This window comes from Corynebacterium atrinae, from assembly GCF_030408455.1.
Classification (GTDB): Bacteria; Actinomycetota; Actinomycetes; order Mycobacteriales; family Mycobacteriaceae; genus Corynebacterium; species Corynebacterium atrinae.
This window is the reverse complement of sequence record NZ_CP046977.1, coordinates 382132-396632: the sequence shown is the minus strand read 5'-3', so window position 1 is coordinate 396632 and position 14501 is coordinate 382132. Positions and strand designations below refer to the sequence as shown.

23 protein-coding genes are annotated in these 14501 nt (G+C 61.8%); 6 read left to right on the top strand and 17 right to left on the bottom strand.

The features are described from left to right. Positions 1-31: 31 nt before the first annotated feature. From rpsQ to rpsJ, 11 genes are read right to left on the bottom strand one after another with little or no spacing between them, the layout of a single operon-like run. Positions 32-313, bottom strand: a complete 282-nt coding sequence (gene rpsQ / locus CATRI_RS02025) for a 30S ribosomal protein S17 (RefSeq protein WP_047252319.1) — start codon at positions 311-313, stop codon at positions 32-34. 2 nt (positions 314-315) lie between these two features. Next, the gene (rpmC, locus tag CATRI_RS02020) at positions 316-546 is read right to left on the bottom strand and encodes a 50S ribosomal protein L29 (RefSeq protein WP_290219233.1); all 231 of its coding nucleotides are present in this window, start codon (positions 544-546) and stop codon (positions 316-318) included. After that, the gene (rplP, locus tag CATRI_RS02015; protein ID WP_047252317.1) at positions 546-962 is read right to left on the bottom strand and encodes a 50S ribosomal protein L16; all 417 of its coding nucleotides are present in this window, start codon (positions 960-962) and stop codon (positions 546-548) included. Before rplP ends, rpmC begins: the two co-directional genes overlap by 1 nt. 2 nt (positions 963-964) lie before the next feature. After that, positions 965-1720 (bottom strand): 30S ribosomal protein S3, encoded by a 756-nt coding sequence (gene rpsC / locus CATRI_RS02010; protein ID WP_047252316.1) that lies wholly within the window; start codon positions 1718-1720, stop codon positions 965-967. After that, positions 1720-2082 carry a 50S ribosomal protein L22 gene (gene rplV, locus CATRI_RS02005; RefSeq protein ID WP_047252315.1) on the bottom strand — a complete coding sequence of 121 codons (363 nt, stop codon included), beginning with the start codon at positions 2080-2082 and terminating at the stop codon, positions 1720-1722. Before rplV ends, rpsC begins: the two co-directional genes overlap by 1 nt. A gap of 2 nt (positions 2083-2084) precedes the next feature. Continuing rightward, positions 2085-2363 carry a 30S ribosomal protein S19 gene (gene rpsS / locus CATRI_RS02000; RefSeq protein WP_047252314.1) on the bottom strand — a complete coding sequence of 93 codons (279 nt, stop codon included), beginning with the start codon at positions 2361-2363 and terminating at the stop codon, positions 2085-2087. A gap of 16 nt (positions 2364-2379) precedes the next feature. Next, complete coding sequence (gene rplB, locus CATRI_RS01995; protein WP_290219230.1) at positions 2380-3216, bottom strand: 50S ribosomal protein L2; 837 nt, start codon at positions 3214-3216, stop codon at positions 2380-2382. Positions 3217-3240: 24 nt separating this feature from the next. Next, a complete protein-coding gene (rplW, locus tag CATRI_RS01990) occupies positions 3241-3546 on the bottom strand; it encodes a 50S ribosomal protein L23 (protein WP_047252312.1) in 306 nt (101 codons plus the stop codon). Beyond that, positions 3546-4199 (bottom strand): 50S ribosomal protein L4, encoded by a 654-nt coding sequence (gene rplD / locus CATRI_RS01985; RefSeq protein WP_290219228.1) that lies wholly within the window; start codon positions 4197-4199, stop codon positions 3546-3548. Before rplD ends, rplW begins: the two co-directional genes overlap by 1 nt. After that, positions 4196-4852: a 50S ribosomal protein L3 gene (gene rplC, locus CATRI_RS01980; protein ID WP_290219226.1), complete on the bottom strand. Its 657-nt coding sequence runs from the start codon at positions 4850-4852 to the stop codon at positions 4196-4198. The genes rplD and rplC overlap by 4 nt, the downstream gene beginning before the upstream one ends. 32 nt (positions 4853-4884) lie before the next feature. After that, the gene (gene rpsJ, locus CATRI_RS01975; protein ID WP_003848085.1) at positions 4885-5190 is read right to left on the bottom strand and encodes a 30S ribosomal protein S10; all 306 of its coding nucleotides are present in this window, start codon (positions 5188-5190) and stop codon (positions 4885-4887) included. 530 nt (positions 5191-5720) lie between these two features. Between rpsJ and CATRI_RS01970 the strand changes: the two genes are divergently transcribed. From CATRI_RS01970 to CATRI_RS01945, 6 genes are read left to right on the top strand one after another with little or no spacing between them, the layout of a single operon-like run. Further along, on the top strand, positions 5721-6194 hold the full coding sequence (locus CATRI_RS01970) for an Asp23/Gls24 family envelope stress response protein (RefSeq protein ID WP_290219224.1): 474 nt from the start codon (positions 5721-5723) through the stop codon (positions 6192-6194). A gap of 2 nt (positions 6195-6196) precedes the next feature. Further along, on the top strand, positions 6197-6502 hold the full coding sequence (locus CATRI_RS01965; RefSeq protein WP_290219223.1) for a hypothetical protein: 306 nt from the start codon (positions 6197-6199) through the stop codon (positions 6500-6502). Further along, positions 6499-6681: a hypothetical protein gene (locus CATRI_RS01960; RefSeq protein ID WP_290219221.1), complete on the top strand. Its 183-nt coding sequence runs from the start codon at positions 6499-6501 to the stop codon at positions 6679-6681. The genes CATRI_RS01965 and CATRI_RS01960 overlap by 4 nt, the downstream gene beginning before the upstream one ends. Before the next feature lies 1 nt (position 6682). After that, on the top strand, positions 6683-7159 hold the full coding sequence (locus CATRI_RS01955; RefSeq protein ID WP_290219219.1) for an Asp23/Gls24 family envelope stress response protein: 477 nt from the start codon (positions 6683-6685) through the stop codon (positions 7157-7159). Continuing rightward, the gene (locus CATRI_RS01950; protein WP_290219218.1) at positions 7149-7685 is read left to right on the top strand and encodes a DUF6286 domain-containing protein; all 537 of its coding nucleotides are present in this window, start codon (positions 7149-7151) and stop codon (positions 7683-7685) included. Before CATRI_RS01955 ends, CATRI_RS01950 begins: the two co-directional genes overlap by 11 nt. Beyond that, entirely contained in the window at positions 7682-8236 is a 555-nt protein-coding gene (locus CATRI_RS01945) for an Asp23/Gls24 family envelope stress response protein (RefSeq protein WP_290219215.1), read from the top strand. Before CATRI_RS01950 ends, CATRI_RS01945 begins: the two co-directional genes overlap by 4 nt. 190 nt (positions 8237-8426) lie before the next feature. Here CATRI_RS01945 and CATRI_RS01940 read toward each other — a convergent pair whose 3' ends face one another. From CATRI_RS01940 to rpsL, 6 genes are all read right to left on the bottom strand, one after another. Beyond that, the gene (locus CATRI_RS01940) at positions 8427-9122 is read right to left on the bottom strand and encodes a hypothetical protein (protein ID WP_290219214.1); all 696 of its coding nucleotides are present in this window, start codon (positions 9120-9122) and stop codon (positions 8427-8429) included. 4 nt (positions 9123-9126) lie between these two features. After that, on the bottom strand, positions 9127-9546 hold the full coding sequence (gene panD / locus CATRI_RS01935; protein WP_290219212.1) for an aspartate 1-decarboxylase: 420 nt from the start codon (positions 9544-9546) through the stop codon (positions 9127-9129). 94 nt (positions 9547-9640) lie between these two features. Then, positions 9641-10834: an elongation factor Tu gene (gene tuf / locus CATRI_RS01930; protein WP_290219210.1), complete on the bottom strand. Its 1194-nt coding sequence runs from the start codon at positions 10832-10834 to the stop codon at positions 9641-9643. Between the two features lie 339 nt (positions 10835-11173). Next, the gene (gene fusA, locus CATRI_RS01925) at positions 11174-13297 is read right to left on the bottom strand and encodes an elongation factor G (protein ID WP_290219209.1); all 2124 of its coding nucleotides are present in this window, start codon (positions 13295-13297) and stop codon (positions 11174-11176) included. 232 nt (positions 13298-13529) lie between these two features. Beyond that, positions 13530-13997, bottom strand: a complete 468-nt coding sequence (rpsG, locus tag CATRI_RS01920; RefSeq protein WP_047252300.1) for a 30S ribosomal protein S7 — start codon at positions 13995-13997, stop codon at positions 13530-13532. Positions 13998-14000: 3 nt separating this feature from the next. Beyond that, on the bottom strand, positions 14001-14372 hold the full coding sequence (rpsL, locus tag CATRI_RS01915; RefSeq protein WP_047252299.1) for a 30S ribosomal protein S12: 372 nt from the start codon (positions 14370-14372) through the stop codon (positions 14001-14003). Positions 14373-14501 lie beyond the last annotated feature (129 nt).

Below are 14501 nucleotides of genomic sequence, written 5' to 3'. Positions count from 1 at the left end.
CGAAACCTAGCCGTCGATAAGCAAGTTGTGCTTACTTGGCCTTCTCGACGATCTCCAGGAGGCGGAAGTGCTTGTCCTTGGAGAGCGGACGGGTCTCCTCGATGCGGACGCGGTCGCCGATGCCGGCTTCCTCGTTCTCATCGTGGGCCTTTACCTTGGAGTTGGAGCGGATGGTCTTGCCGTAGAGGGCGTGCTGCTTGCGGTCCTCCAGCTCGACGACGATCGTCTTCTGCATCTTGTCAGAGACGACGTAGCCGGTGCGGACCTTGCGGATGCCCTTTTCCTTCTTATCGTTCACAGTTGCCTCACTCATGATTAAGCCTCAGCTCCCGGGACGACGGACAGGCCCAGCTCACGCTCGCGGATAACAGTGTAAATGCGGGCGATGTCGCGCTTGACCGTGCGAAGGCGGCGGTTGTTGGTCAGCTGACCGGTGGCAAGCTGGAAGCGCAGGTTGAACAGCTCTTCCTTGGCCTCGGACAGGCGAGTCTCGAGCTCAGTGGCGTCGAGCTCGCGGTACTCGAAAGCAGGGGTACCGGTTGCCATTAGAACTGGTCCTCCTTCTTGATGATGCGAACCTTGCAGGGCAGCTTCTGGCCGGCACGGCGCAGAGCCTCGAGGGCGGTTGCCTCGTCGGGGTAGCTCATCTCGAAGAGAACGCGACCCGGCTTGACGTTGGCGACCCACTTCTCGACGGGGCCCTTACCGGAGCCCATACGCACGCCGAGCGGCTTCTGGGTCAACGGACGGTCCGGGAAAATGTTGATCCAGACCTTGCCACCACGCTTGACGTGGCGGTTGATGGCGATACGAGCGGACTCGATCTGACGGTTGGTGACGTAGGCCGGCTCGAGAGCCTGGATGCCGTAGTCACCGAAGGTGATGCGGTTGCCGCCCTTGGAGATGCCCGTACGGTGCGGACGGTGCTGGCGACGGTACTTCACGCGCTTGGGGATAAGCATTCTTAACCCTCCTGCTTCTGCTCGGCGCGCTGGCGACGCTGGCCGCCACGGCGCGGACGGCCGCCACGCTCGTTGCGGTCACCGCGGCCACGGCGCTCGGCCGGGGCGTTGATCTCAGACTCGCGACGACCGCCGACGACGTCACCCTTGTAGATCCACACCTTGACGCCGATGCGTCCGAAGGTGGTGTGGGCCTCGTGGGTGCCGTAGTCGATCTCGGCGCGCAGAGTGTGCAGCGGAACGCGACCCTCGTGGTAGCGCTCGGTGCGGGACATCTCGGCGCCGCCGAGACGACCGGAGCACACGACCTTGATGCCCTTGACCTGCGGCTGGCGCATGGCGGACTGGATGGCCTTACGCATGGCGCGACGGAATGCGACACGGTTGACCAGCTGCTCGGCGATGGACTGAGCCACCAGAGCTGCGTTGGCGTCGATGTTCTTGACCTCGAGGATGTTGAGGGCAACCATCTTGCCGGTGAGCTTTTCCAGCTCACGGCGGATACGGTCGGCCTCAGCGCCGCGGCGGCCAATCACGATGCCCGGGCGGGCGGTGTGAATGTCGACGCGGACCCGGTCGCGGGTGCGCTCGATGACGACGTCGGCGATGCCGGCGCGGTCGAGGCCCTTGGACAGGAATTCGCGGATCTTGATGTCCTCGGCGAGGTAATCAGCGTACTGCTTCTCGGCGAACCAGTGGGACTTCCAGTCGGAAGTGATGCCCAGCCGGAGGCCGTGAGGATGAATCTTCTGGCCCACTACTTGGCCCCTTCCTTCTGGCTCTCAACCACAACGGTGATGTGGCTGGAACGCTTACGGATCTGGAAAGCACGGCCCTGTGCGCGCGGCTGGAAACGACGCATGGTCGGTCCCTCGTTAGCGTAAGCCTCGGAGATGACCAGGGTGCGCGGGTCCAGGCCGAAGTTGTTCTCTGCGTTGGCAGCCGCGGAGGCGACAACCTTGGCCACCGGTTTAGCGGCGTCCTGCGGAGCGTACTTCAGAATGGCAAGAGCCTCGGCGACAGACTTACCGCGAACCAAATCGAGAACGCGGCGTGCCTTCATCGGGGAGGTACGGACGTACTTGGCCGTCGCGCGTGCGGAGGTGATGGTGTCACTCATCGCTATCGACGTCCCTTCTTGTCGTCCTTGATGTGACCCTTGAAGGTCTTGGTGGGTGCGAATTCACCGAGCTTGTGGCCGACCATAGAGTCGTCCACGAACACCGGCACGTGCTTGCGACCGTCGTGAACGGCGAAAGTGTGACCGATGAAGTCCGGCAGAATGGTGGAACGGCGGGACCAGGTCTTGATGACCTGCTTCGTGCCGGCCTCGTTCTGAGCATCGACCTTGTTGAGGAGGTGCTCATCGACGAACGGGCCCTTCTTAAGGCTGCGTGGCATATCGTTTTACCTCCTCTTAGCGCTTCTTGTTGGACCGGCGACGACGCACGATCATGTTGTTGGAGTAGCGGTTCGGGTTGCGGGTGCGGCCTTCCTTCTGGCCCCACGGCGACACCGGGTGGCGGCCACCCGAAGTCTTGCCCTCGCCACCGCCGTGCGGGTGATCGACCGGGTTCATGACAACACCACGGACGGTCGGGCGGACGCCCTTCCAACGCATACGGCCAGCCTTGCCCCAGCGGATGTTGATCTGATCGGCGTTGCCGACCTCACCAACGGTCGCGCGGCAGCGGATGTCGACGCGGCGGATCTCGGTGGAGGGCATACGCAGAACAGCGTAGGTGCCTTCCTTACCAAGAAGCTGGATGGAAGAACCAGCAGAACGAGCGAGCTTGGCGCCGGCGCCCGGCTTCAGCTCGACGTTGTGGATGGTCGTACCGGTCGGGATGTTGCGCAGCGGCAGGTTGTTGCCGACCTTGATGTCGGCGTTGGCGCCGGACTCAATGATCGTGCCCTGCTTCAGGCCCTTCGGGGCGATGATGTAGCGCTTCTCGCCATCGAAGTAGTGCAGCAGCGCAATGTTGGCGGTGCGGTTCGGGTCGTACTCGATGTGAGCGACCTTGGCCAGCACGCCGTCCTTGTCGTTGCGACGGAAGTCGATGACGCGGTAGCGACGCTTGTGCCCGCCACCCTTGTGCCGGGTGGTGATGTGACCGTGGGAGTTACGTCCACCGGTCTTGTGGATCGGGCGCAGCAGAGACTTTTCCGGGGTCGAGCGAGTGATCTCGTCGAACATGGAAACGGAGCTCTGACGGCGACCCGGAGTTGTCGGCTTGTATTTACGAATAGCCATAATGTGTCCTTTTCTCTCGACGCCTTAAGCGGCGGAGCCGCCGAAGATGTCGATGGAGTCGCTGCCCTCACGGAGGGTCACGTAGGCGCGCTTCGTTGCCTTGCGCTGGCCGTAGCCGGTGCGGGTGCGCTTGCGCTTGCCCTCGCGGTTGACGGTGTTGACGGAAGCAACCTTGACGCCGAAGATCTGCTCGACAGCAATCTTGATCTGGGTCTTGTTGGAAGTCGGGTTGACGAGGAACGTGTACACGTCCTGCTCCATCAAACGGTACGACTTCTCGGACAGAACCGGAGCGACGATGATGTCACGCGGGTTGGCGATCTTAGCCATTAGTTCTCCTCCTTGTCCGCAACCTTGTTGCGGTTGATGAGGGCATGCAGAGCCTCAACGGAGAACACAACGTCGTCGGAGTACAGCACGTCGTAGGTGTTCAGCTGGCTGGCATCCAGGATGTGGACACCGGGCAGGTTGTTGGCGCTGCGACGGGCGTTGAGGTCCTCGCGACCAACCACAAACAGGATGTTGCGGCGATCGGTGAGGCGCTCGAAGAAGGCGCGAGCCGACTTAGTCGACGGGGTCTGGCCGGGAACGAGCTCGGTGATCACGTGAATGCGATCGTTGCGTGCGCGGTCGGACAGAGCGCCGCAGAGTGCGGCAGCCTTCATCTTCTTGGGGGTGCGCTGGCTGTAGTCGCGCGGCTTGGGGCCGTGCGAGATGCCGCCGCCGGTGAAGTGCGGTGCGCGGATCGAACCCTGACGGGCGCGACCGGTACCCTTCTGGCGGAACGGCTTGCGGCCACCGCCACGGACCTCTGCGCGGGTCTTCGTGGAGTGGGTGCCCTGGCGGGCGCCTGCGAGCTGGGCGTTGACGACCTGGTGCATCAGAGCGATGGACACCTCGCGGTCGAAAATCTCGGCCGGCAGCTCCACCTGGCCATCAGTCTTACCTTCAGCGGTGTGGACGTCGAGCTTCAGATTGGTCATGCGTGTGCACCGCCCTTCACTGCGGTCTTAACGGTAACGATGCCGCCGCGCGCACCCGGGATAGCACCCTTGATGAGCAGCAGGTTCGCATCGGCGTCAATCTTTTGAACCTTGAGGTTCTGGGTGGTGACGCGGTCATTACCCATGCGGCCAGCCATACGCTTGCCCTTGAAGATACGGCCCGGGGTCGCGGCAGCACCGATGCCACCCACGCGACGGTGAGCAGCCTGGTTACCGTGAGCGGCACCCTGACCGGCAAAGCCGTGGCGCTTCATGCCGCCGGCGAAGCCCTTACCCTTGGAAGTGCCGGTGACGTCGACGAAGGTAACACCCTCGAAGATGTCAACGGTGACGTCCTGTCCAACCTCGTAGCCGGAGACATCGTCCATGCGAATCTCAGCCACGTGGCGGCGGGGGGTAACGCCAGCCTTCTTGAAGTGACCTGCGGCAGGCTTGTTTGCCTTGCGCGGGTCGATCTCGCCGAAAGCAATCTGGATGGCGGTGTAGCCATCAGTTTCCTTGGTGCGAATCTGGGTCACAACGCACGGCCCAGCCTCAACGACGGTCACCGGAATAACGCGGTTCTCCTCGTCGAAGACCTGGGTCATACCGAGCTTGGTGCCCAGGATTCCCTTGATCTCGTTTTCACTCATTATTTATTCTCCGCTGCCAAGTTTGTCGTCGATCACTGAATATTCACGTCGACGCTGGCCGGAAGGTCGATGCGCATGAGGGCATCAACAGTCTTCGGCGTCGGGTCGAGGATGTCGATCAGGCGCTTGTGAGTGCGCATCTCGAAGTGCTCGCGAGAATCCTTGTACTTGTGGGGAGAACGAATAACGGCGTACACGTTCTTTTCGGTGGGCAACGGCACCGGGCCAACGACGCGGGCACCCGTACGGGTGACAGTCTCGACGATCTTCTTCGCCGATGCGTCAATTGCCTCATGGTCGTAGGCCTTAAGCCGAATGCGGATCTTTTGTCCGGCCACGCTTATCCTCTTCCTCGCTTGTCCCACATCACATTTCGGAGCGGTGGGAATTCGCTTCTCGATTTCTCTATAACGTTGTCCGGGCTTAGGGCCTGGGCGCAACGCCAGTTTCTTGACTGCCATGACTAGCCGGGAGGATTCCAGGACGTGAACAAATCAACGCGTGGAAGTGCTCCTGACGGGGTACAAGACCCGTGGCCAAGAAGGAAGGGATCACATCGCGATAAGCGTGGGGCCCTTGCGTACTGCCGCTGTTTATTTGCCATGCCCCTTCTCCGGTCCTCGCGCTCGGGTATGCCAGACCTTGACGGTGACTTTGACCCGATTGCGAAGCCTTCCCAGCCAGTCGGTTCAAGACTGTCTGACGAAGGTGTCATGTTTGCCCTACCAGCAGAGATGTCCGCCAGACCTGCGCCTGGGACATCACCGTGTTAAAGCAACCCATGTATTAAAGCACGCCAGAGCCCAGAAACACAATCGGTCTACTATAGGAATCACGCATTGCCACCTACTGTTGCAGGAGTCACAAAATGTCAGAGAACAATGAGCTGGATCCATTCGAGAACGCCGCCGAGTCAGCTGGGTCAGTAGAAGGCACCAGCCGCGGCGTCACCCGCATCGAGGATGTTGTGGTTGGCAAGATCGCCGGACTGGCTGCCCGCGAGGTGTCCGGCGTGTACGCGCTCGGCGGCGGAGCGGCCCGCATGGTCGGCGCCATCCGCGAGTCTTTCGCCGGTTCCGCTTCGAACATCCAACAAGGCGTCTCGGTGGAGGTTGGAGAGCGCCAGGCGGCGGTCGACGTTGCCATCGTCGCCGAGTATGGCGTGGCAATTCATGAGCTCGCTGATGCCATTCGCCGCAACATCATCAACTCCGTGGAACGCATGACGGGCCTGGAAGTCACTGAAGTAAACGTAACGGTGCATGATGTCCACCTGGATCTGGGCGAAGACGAAGAACCCGGATCCCCTGCTCCGTCTGAGATTGCCCCGCGGGTCCAATAGTCGTGTCTCCCCTCCCCGATCCCATTCCCCAGGACGTCGCCGTGTCTGTCGCCGCGCAACTGGTGACCATCCCCGGCGTTGCGGGTTTGTCGGCCGGCCGGTTCGGCGAGGTGGCGTTGTTATACCCTCGGCACCGCGTCGAAGGCCTGAGCTTGAAGGGCTCGACTGTGTCCATTCATCTCGTCCTCGATCTCACCGCCGGTCGAGCAGTGCGAGAGATCGCGGAGGATGTCCGCCGCCTCACTGCCGCCGCCCTTCCCGGCTTAACCATCGACGTATATTTCTCTGACGCGCAGGAGTCATCATGAGCAACCACACCCTCACCGGCCTCGTTCTTGGCATCGCGATCGCCTTCGCTGTGATCTTTGGTGGCTGGCTCGGCCTCATTTATGTGCTCGTTTTCGGGGCGGTCGGCGCCGCTATCGGCGCACAATTGGATGGCCGCATTGACCTTTCGGCCATTTTCACCCGCGGAAGTCGGGGCTAGCATGACGCTGACCATCACCGATCGGGCTGTGGCCCGCATCGTCGCTATGGCGGCCGCTTCTGTGCCTGGTACCACCTCACTCGAGCGCGGCTTGGATCGGTTGGCTGGCCGCACGTACCCGCGCTATGACGTCGAAGTAGATGAGTATTCCAATTCCTGCAGTGTCGAGGCATTCATCGCCGTGACGTGGCCCTCGCCGGTCACGCTCGTCGCCGAAGCCGTCCGCACCACGATCACCGAATGGGTCCAGGCCCTCACCGGGCTGGCTGTCACGCGGGTCAATGTCGTCGTTGGTCCGGTCGTCCCGGGCGCGCGTATCTCACCAGAGCTTATCGACGCCCACCCTGCTCACCCCACGCCCCGCCCCGTCACCGTCGCCCCGCTTCGCGTGGCTTCCCCGTCGGTTCCTGCCCCGTGCCCCTTGCGTCCTATTACTGTGACCCCGTTGTTGGAGAAGAGGGGCCCTCGTGTCAGCTGATACTCCTCGTGCTACTCCCCTCGCCCGCTATGTCGCTGTTGTGATCGGCCTGCTCCTCATCGCGGTGGCCGTGGTGTGCGGCCGAGAGCTTTACTTGCGCACCGCCGACAATGCTCAAGGTCACAGCTGGGTTGACCCTGTCGTGATGACGATCGGCAATGCCACCTTCCAACCCTGGATGCTCCCGGTCGCCATCGTGGCGCTCGTGGTTGGCGTGGCGATGCTGTGGATTTCCATCCGCCCCCGCACGAAGACCCACCTGGCAATTGACGAAGCGACCGGAATCTGGTTGCGCCCCGTTGATGTGGCCCGCTACCTCAGCGCCGCGGCTCGTTCAGTTCCAGGAGTCGGCAGCGCTCACACGCGGGTTGATCGTTCCAAGGTCCACGTCACCTACAGCGCTCACCCGGGCTCAGACCCGGACGTGGAATCAGCCGCCCGCAGCGCCCTGAACAAGCTCGGCCTGCAACTGGATCTTCGAGTGCACCAGAACTCCGCCCAGCACGAGGGGGGCGAGCGACGATGAATCCTCGCATCGCACTTGTCGACCGGATCTTGGTTTTCCTGCTCGGCGTGGTCATCGTATTGGGGGGTCTGTGGGCAATCGGGTTGTTCTTCAACGTGCCGCTGGCCCAGGGACTCGCCGATAACATCAACTTCGCCGCCTGGCGCTCGGCCCCGGATCAACGCTGGTTCAACGCCGTCCTCACGCTCATACTGGTGTTCTCCGCGGCCTTCGGCGGGTGGCTCATCGCGCTCAATCTACGCCGCTACCGGGTGTCCCGGGTCTACTCACCTTCCTCCTCCCCTGCGGGGGACATCGAAATCAATCTCGCGACCTTGGCCACGGCCATCGCCCATGAACTAGAGGCCGATTCCCGCATCGACTCGGTAGACCACGTTGTGTCCAGGAACTTCGGCCAGACCATCATGACGTTGACGGTATGGACCACACCCTCCGTCGACATGGCAGAGCTGAGCTCCCACCTGCGCTCCACAGAAGGAGATCTCCGGGCGGCTCTCCCCGGCATTGACGTCATTACTCGCTACCGAGTTCACCTTCGCCCACCTCGCTAGCCAAGGCAACTGTTCAGGTCCGTAGCTAGGGCGACTCCAGCCAAGTGATAGAGCAGCTGCCCTAAAGGCTGGGGTCGCGATCAGGAAGTCGGGATCAACAAAAATTCTCTAGAATGTGGAACTGGATTTTCCACGACCTGCAAAAACACTAGATACTATCTTTGATTCTAGAGAATTTTTGTAGGCCGGCTCAGCAGGCGGCCGGAGCCTGAAGGAGATGAACCTCCGCGACCTCGCCCATCGTGACGGGGGCTGCTCCGCCGGGCCGCTGCACGAGGAGCGTTGAGCCGTCGACGGCGAGGTGCTCCCAGGTGAGCTCCTCCCGATGGAGCTCCCGCCGGCCGGAAGAAAACAAGCGCAGGCGATGATCCACTACGACGGTGTCGCCGTTGCTCAGTATCACCAGGTAGGACACATCGCCTAAACTCCGTCGGGTCAGTCCATCCAAGGACAAAGGCACGTCGGCGAGCAAGGTGCACGAGACGAGTACTCCCAGACGGTGGTCGATGCCCTCGGCATCGGTGATCACCAGGGGCTGTCCAACGAAGGCTGGCCGGATTGCCGAGTAGGACCAGATGCCGGGCTGGGCAACGCGACCCGAACGGCGAGTGATCACCTGCGACGGACCGACGGTGACGCGAAAATCGGGGGATTCAGTGACCAGGAGGTAGGGGGAGGTGACGCGGGCGTCGACAAGCGGGAGCCGGCCGGGCTGCACCCTTTCCATCTCCTGCAGGACGGTGAGCAACTGCTCATCGGTGCTGCCCCAGCCGACGCCTTCGTTGGCCAGCATGGCGAACAGTGTCGGGAGGGACAGGTCCGGTTGGCCTTCCCAAGTGCGGCGGAGGGCCTCGAGGATGAAGGGAATGCGTGAGGGATCTTGCAAGGGGCTAGTGTACGAGCGCGTCGCGGGAGCTGAGCGTGCCGGAGCCGGGCACAGGTTCCGCGAGGTCATTGCCTAGGGCGACGATCCGATTGTTGCCGTCGACGTGGACGATGTGCGGAGTGTAGGCGCGGGCCTCCTCCGTGGTGGCCTGCAGGTAAGAAATGAGGATAACAAGGTCACCGGGGTGCACGAGGTGGGCCGCGGCGCCGTTGATGCAGATCTCGCCGGTCCCCCGCGGCCCGGTGATGACGTAGGTTTCCAGGCGGGCACCGTTGGTGACATCGACGACGGAGACTTTCTCGCCCTCGATGAGATCGGCGGCGTCGAGCAGGTCGGCGTCCACGGTGATGGACCCGACATAGTTGAGGTCAGCCTGCGTGACTGTAGCGCGGTGGATCTTCGACCCAAGGATTGTTCGCAGCATGGCTAAGAAGATACCGCCTTGCTACAGAAAACCGAAAAGGGGCCCAGAGGATAATTCCTCCAGACCCCTTCAAGGGTTTTAGATCAAGAAGTGACTACTTGATGATCTTGGTGACGCGGCCAGCGCCGACGGTGCGGGAGCCCTCGCGGATAGCGAAGCGCAGGCCCTCGTCCATAGCGACCGGCTGGATCAGGGTGACGGACATGTCGACGTTGTCGCCGGGCATGACCATCTCGGTGCCCTCCGGCAGCTTCACGACGCCGGTGACGTCGGTGGTGCGGAAGTAGAACTGCGGGCGGTAGTTATCGAAGAACGGGGTGTGGCGGCCGCCCTCGTCCTTGGACAGAACATAGACGGAACCCTCGAACTCGGTGTGCGGGGTGTAAGCGCCCGGCTTGATGATGACCTGGCCACGCTCAACGTCCTCGCGCTTGATGCCGCGGAGCAGCAGACCACAGTTGTCGCCAGCCTCGGTGTAGTCGAGCAGCTTACGGAACATCTCGATACCGGTGACGGTGGTGGTGGTGGACTTCTCCTTGATGCCGATGATCTCGACATCCTCGTTGACGCGGAGGGAGCCGCGCTCAACACGACCGGTAACGACGGTGCCGCGGCCGGTGATGGTGAAGATGTCCTCGATCGGCATCAGGAACGGCTTGTCGGTCTCGCGCTCCGGATCCGGGATGGAGTCATCGCAGGCCTGCATGAGCTCGAGGATCTGCTTGGTCCACTTCTCGTCGCCCTCCAGGGCCTTCAGAGCGGAGATCTGGATGATGGGGGCGTCCTCATCGTAGTCCTGCTCAGCCAGAAGCTCGCGGACCTCCATCTCGACGAGCTCAATCATGTCTTCGTCGACGTCAGGAGAGTCACACTTGTTCAGGGCGACGAGGATGTAAGGAACACCAACCTGGCGAGCCAGCAGCACGTGCTCGCGGGTCTGCGGCATCGGGCCGTCGGTAGCGGCGACGACGAGGATAGCGCCGTCCATCTGAGCAGCGCCGGTGATCATGTTCTTGATGTAGTCGGCGTGGCCCGGAGCGTCGACGTGCGCGTAGTGGCGCTTCTCGGTCTGGTACTCAACGTGGGAGATGTTAATCGTGATACCACGCTCCTTCTCCTCCGGTGCCTTATCAATGGCGTCGAAGGCGAAGGCCTCGTTGAGGTCCGGGTATGCGTCGGCCAGAACCTTGGTGATGGCGGCGGTGGTGGTGGTCTTGCCGTGGTCAACGTGACCGATGGTGCCGATGTTGACGTGGGGCTTCGTACGCTCGAATTTCGCCTTTGCCACTGTATGTCCTCCTGGACTTCATGGTGGCTACGACCTTCGCAGCCACGGTGGTTGACAGTCTCCATCAGGCACGACGCTAATTCGGCGTCGCACCAGATGGTCTCACAATGTGCCAGTTACACGATCCTAGGTTTATACCGCTGTTTTTTCAAACTGCGGCCGGTTGACCCGAGGATCTCCCGCGGGGTAACGGCCGGCTCAATGTTCACATAGTGAGCATTCAGCGCGACCGCTACCCACGCAGTGGGTGTCGGTGCTGCCGTGACTGCTTGTCGACGCCGCGGCACGGCGGCGTCGATAAGCGAAATCCAGTCACGGCTTCGCGACTATCTGCCGGTGTTAGTTACCGGTGCGCTCAGAGATGATCGCCTCAGAGACGCTGTTGGGGACCTCGGCGTAGGAGTCGAAGACCATGGTGTAGTTCGCACGACCCTGGGTCTTGGAACGCAGGTCGCCGACGTAGCCGAACATCTCGGACAGCGGAACCTTGGCCTTGACGACCTTGGCGCCGGAACGATCGTCCATGGAGTTGACCTGGCCACGGCGAGAGTTGATATCGCCGATGACCTCGCCCATGTACTCCTCCGGCGTGACAACCTCAACGGCCATCAGCGGCTCGAGCAGGACCGGCTTTGCCTTGGCAACAGCCTCCTTGAGAGCCTGGGAGCCAGCGACCTTGAAGGCCATTTCCGAAGAGTCAACTTCGTGGTACTGGCCGTCCAGCAGGGTGGCCTTGATGTTGACCAGCGGGAAGCCTGCGAGGTAGCCGTACTGCATGGCGTCCTGGATGCCGGCGTCAACGGAAGGAATGTACTCGCGCGGAACGCGACCACCGGTGACGGCATTCTCGAACTTGTACAGTGCGGACTCGCCCTCTGCCAGCTCGTCCTCGGCCGGAGCGTAGGGCTCCAGGGAGATGATGACCTTAGCGAACTGGCCGGAGCCACCCGTCTGCTTCTTGTGGGTGTACTCGAGCTTCTCGACGGGCTTGCGGATCGTCTCGCGGTAAGCAACCTGCGGGGCACCGACGTTAGCCTCAACCTTGTACTCACGCTTCATGCGATCAACGAGGACGTCGAGGTGGAGCTCGCCCATGCCGCCGATGACGGTCTGGCCGGACTCATCGTCCAGTTCGACGGTGAAGGTCGGGTCTTCTTCAGACAGCTTCTGAATAGCGACGCCGAGCTTCTCCTGGTCGGACTTGGTCTTCGGCTCGATGGACACCTTGATCACGGGGTCCGGGAAGTCCATGGACTCCAGGATGATCGGAGCATCCTGAGCGGACAGGGTGTCACCGGTGGTGGTGTCCTTCAGGCCAATGAAGGCGTAGATGTTGCCAGCGAGAGCCTCTTCGACCGGGTTCTCCTTGTTGGCGTGCATCTGGAAGAGCTTGCCGATGCGCTCCTTCTTGTCCTTGGTGGAGTTGAGCACCTGGTTACCCGGCTCAACGCGACCCGAGTAGACACGGACGAAGGTCAGCTTGCCGAAGAACGGGTGAGCTGCGATCTTGAAGGCCAGTGCCGAGAAGGGCTCGTCGACGGAAGGCTTACGGGTGATGATCTCAGCGTCGTCGCCTAGTGCGTGGCCTTCGACCTCGCCCACGTCAAGCGGGTTCGGCAGGTAGGCAACAACGGCGTCGAGCAGCGGCTGGACACCCTTGTTGCGGTAAGCGGTGCCACAGAACACCGGGTAGACCTCGGAGTTGACGACCATCTTGCGGATGGCGCCCTGGATCTCTTCCTTGGTCAGCTCTTCGCCGCCGAAGTACTTGTCCATGAGGGCATCGTCGGACTCAGCAACCGTCTCGAGCAGCTTCTCGCGGTACTCTGCAGCGCGCTCCTGCAGGTCGGCCGGGATCTCCTCGATGGTGGCTTCGGTTCCGATCTCGGTAACGCCACGCCAGGTCAAAGCCTGCATGTCGATGAGGTCGACGACGCCGTCGAAGTCATCCTCAGCGCCGATCGGCAGCTGCATGACCAACGGCTTAGCGCCGAGGCGATCGACGATGGTGTCGACGGTGTAGTAGAAGTCAGCGCCCAGCTTGTCCATCTTGTTGACGAAGCAGATACGCGGGACATCGTACTTAGCAGCCTGACGCCAGACCTGCTCAGACTGCGGCTCAACGCCTTCCTTGCCGTCGAAGACAGCGACTGCGCCGTCGAGGACACGGAGGGAACGCTCAACCTCGACGGTGAAGTCGACGTGGCCGGGGGTGTCAATGATGTTGATCTGGTTGTTCTTCCAGAAACAGGTGACGGCGGCGGAGGTGATCGTGATGCCACGCTCCTTCTCCTGCTCCATCCAGTCAGTGGTGGAGGCACCGTCGTGGGTCTCGCCAACCTTGCGGTTGATACCCGTGTAGAACAGGATGCGCTCGGTGGTGGTGGTCTTACCAGCATCGATGTGGGCCATGATGCCGATGTTGCGGACCTTGTTTAGGTCCTTAAGCACTTCTTGTGCCACGTTCTTACCCCAACTTGTAAATATGGACGCCCTTGGCTTCTACGCCAATAACGCCGTCGGTGGATAGTTCTCGTTTAATACTGCCACTAAATGGCTGCCTAGGCAGCCCTAGAAGGTCATACACCGAAGGCCCAGGCGATTACTTGCTTTACGACGCCCCGCCTGCCGCACGTTGTGCGGCAGGGTTCGGCGTGAAAAGCACGGTCGCGTGGGCCATAAGTGTTGGACTCGACTACCAGCGGTAGTGGGCGAAGGCGCGGTTGGCCTCGGCCATCTTGTGGGTGTCCTCGCGACGCTTCACGGAAGCACCGAGACCGTTGGACGCATCCAGGATCTCGTTGGCCAGACGATCCACCATGGTGTTCTCGCGGCGCTGGCGGGTGAAGGTGACAAGCCAACGCAGTGCCAGGGTGTTGGAGCGGCCCGGACGGACCTCAACGGGAACCTGGTAGGTGGCGCCACCGACGCGGCGGGAGCGAACCTCGAGGTCCGGGCGGATGTTGCCCAGGGCCTTCTCCAGGGTGCCAACCGGATCGGTGCCGGTCTTCTCACGGCAAGCCTCGAGAGCACCGTAGACGATGCGCTCTGCGGTGGACTTCTTGCCGTCCAGCAGAACCTTGTTCACGAGCTGGGTGACAACCTCGGACTTGTAAACCGGGTCCTTGACGACGGGGCGCTTCGGAGCTGCATTCTTACGCATTGTTTACTTCTCCTTCTTGGCGCCGTAGCGGGAACGGGCCTGCTTGCGATCCTTGACACCCTGGGTGTCGAGGGTGCCGCGGACGATCTTGTAGCGCACACCCGGGAGGTCCTTCACACGACCGCCGCGAACGAGCACCATGGAGTGCTCCTGCAGGTTGTGACCCTCGCCCGGAATGTAGGCGGAAACCTCGATGCCGGTGGTCAGGCGCACACGGGCGACCTTACGCAGAGCGGAGTTCGGCTTCTTAGGAGTGGTGGTGTACACACGGGTGCACACGCCACGACGCTGGGGGGAACCCTTCAGAGCTGCGGTCGAAACCTTGCTCGTCTTATCGTGGCGGCCCTTGCGGACCAGCTGCTGAATAGTAGGCATGAACCGTCTTTCTTTGATGATCGAAGTGATGTCCGGCCGGACATCACCGACCGCGAAAACTCTAAAAGATCTGTACTAGCCCAAGTTTTCCGCTTCCCGCCGCTTGGTGGCGCCCGATGATCCAGGTGC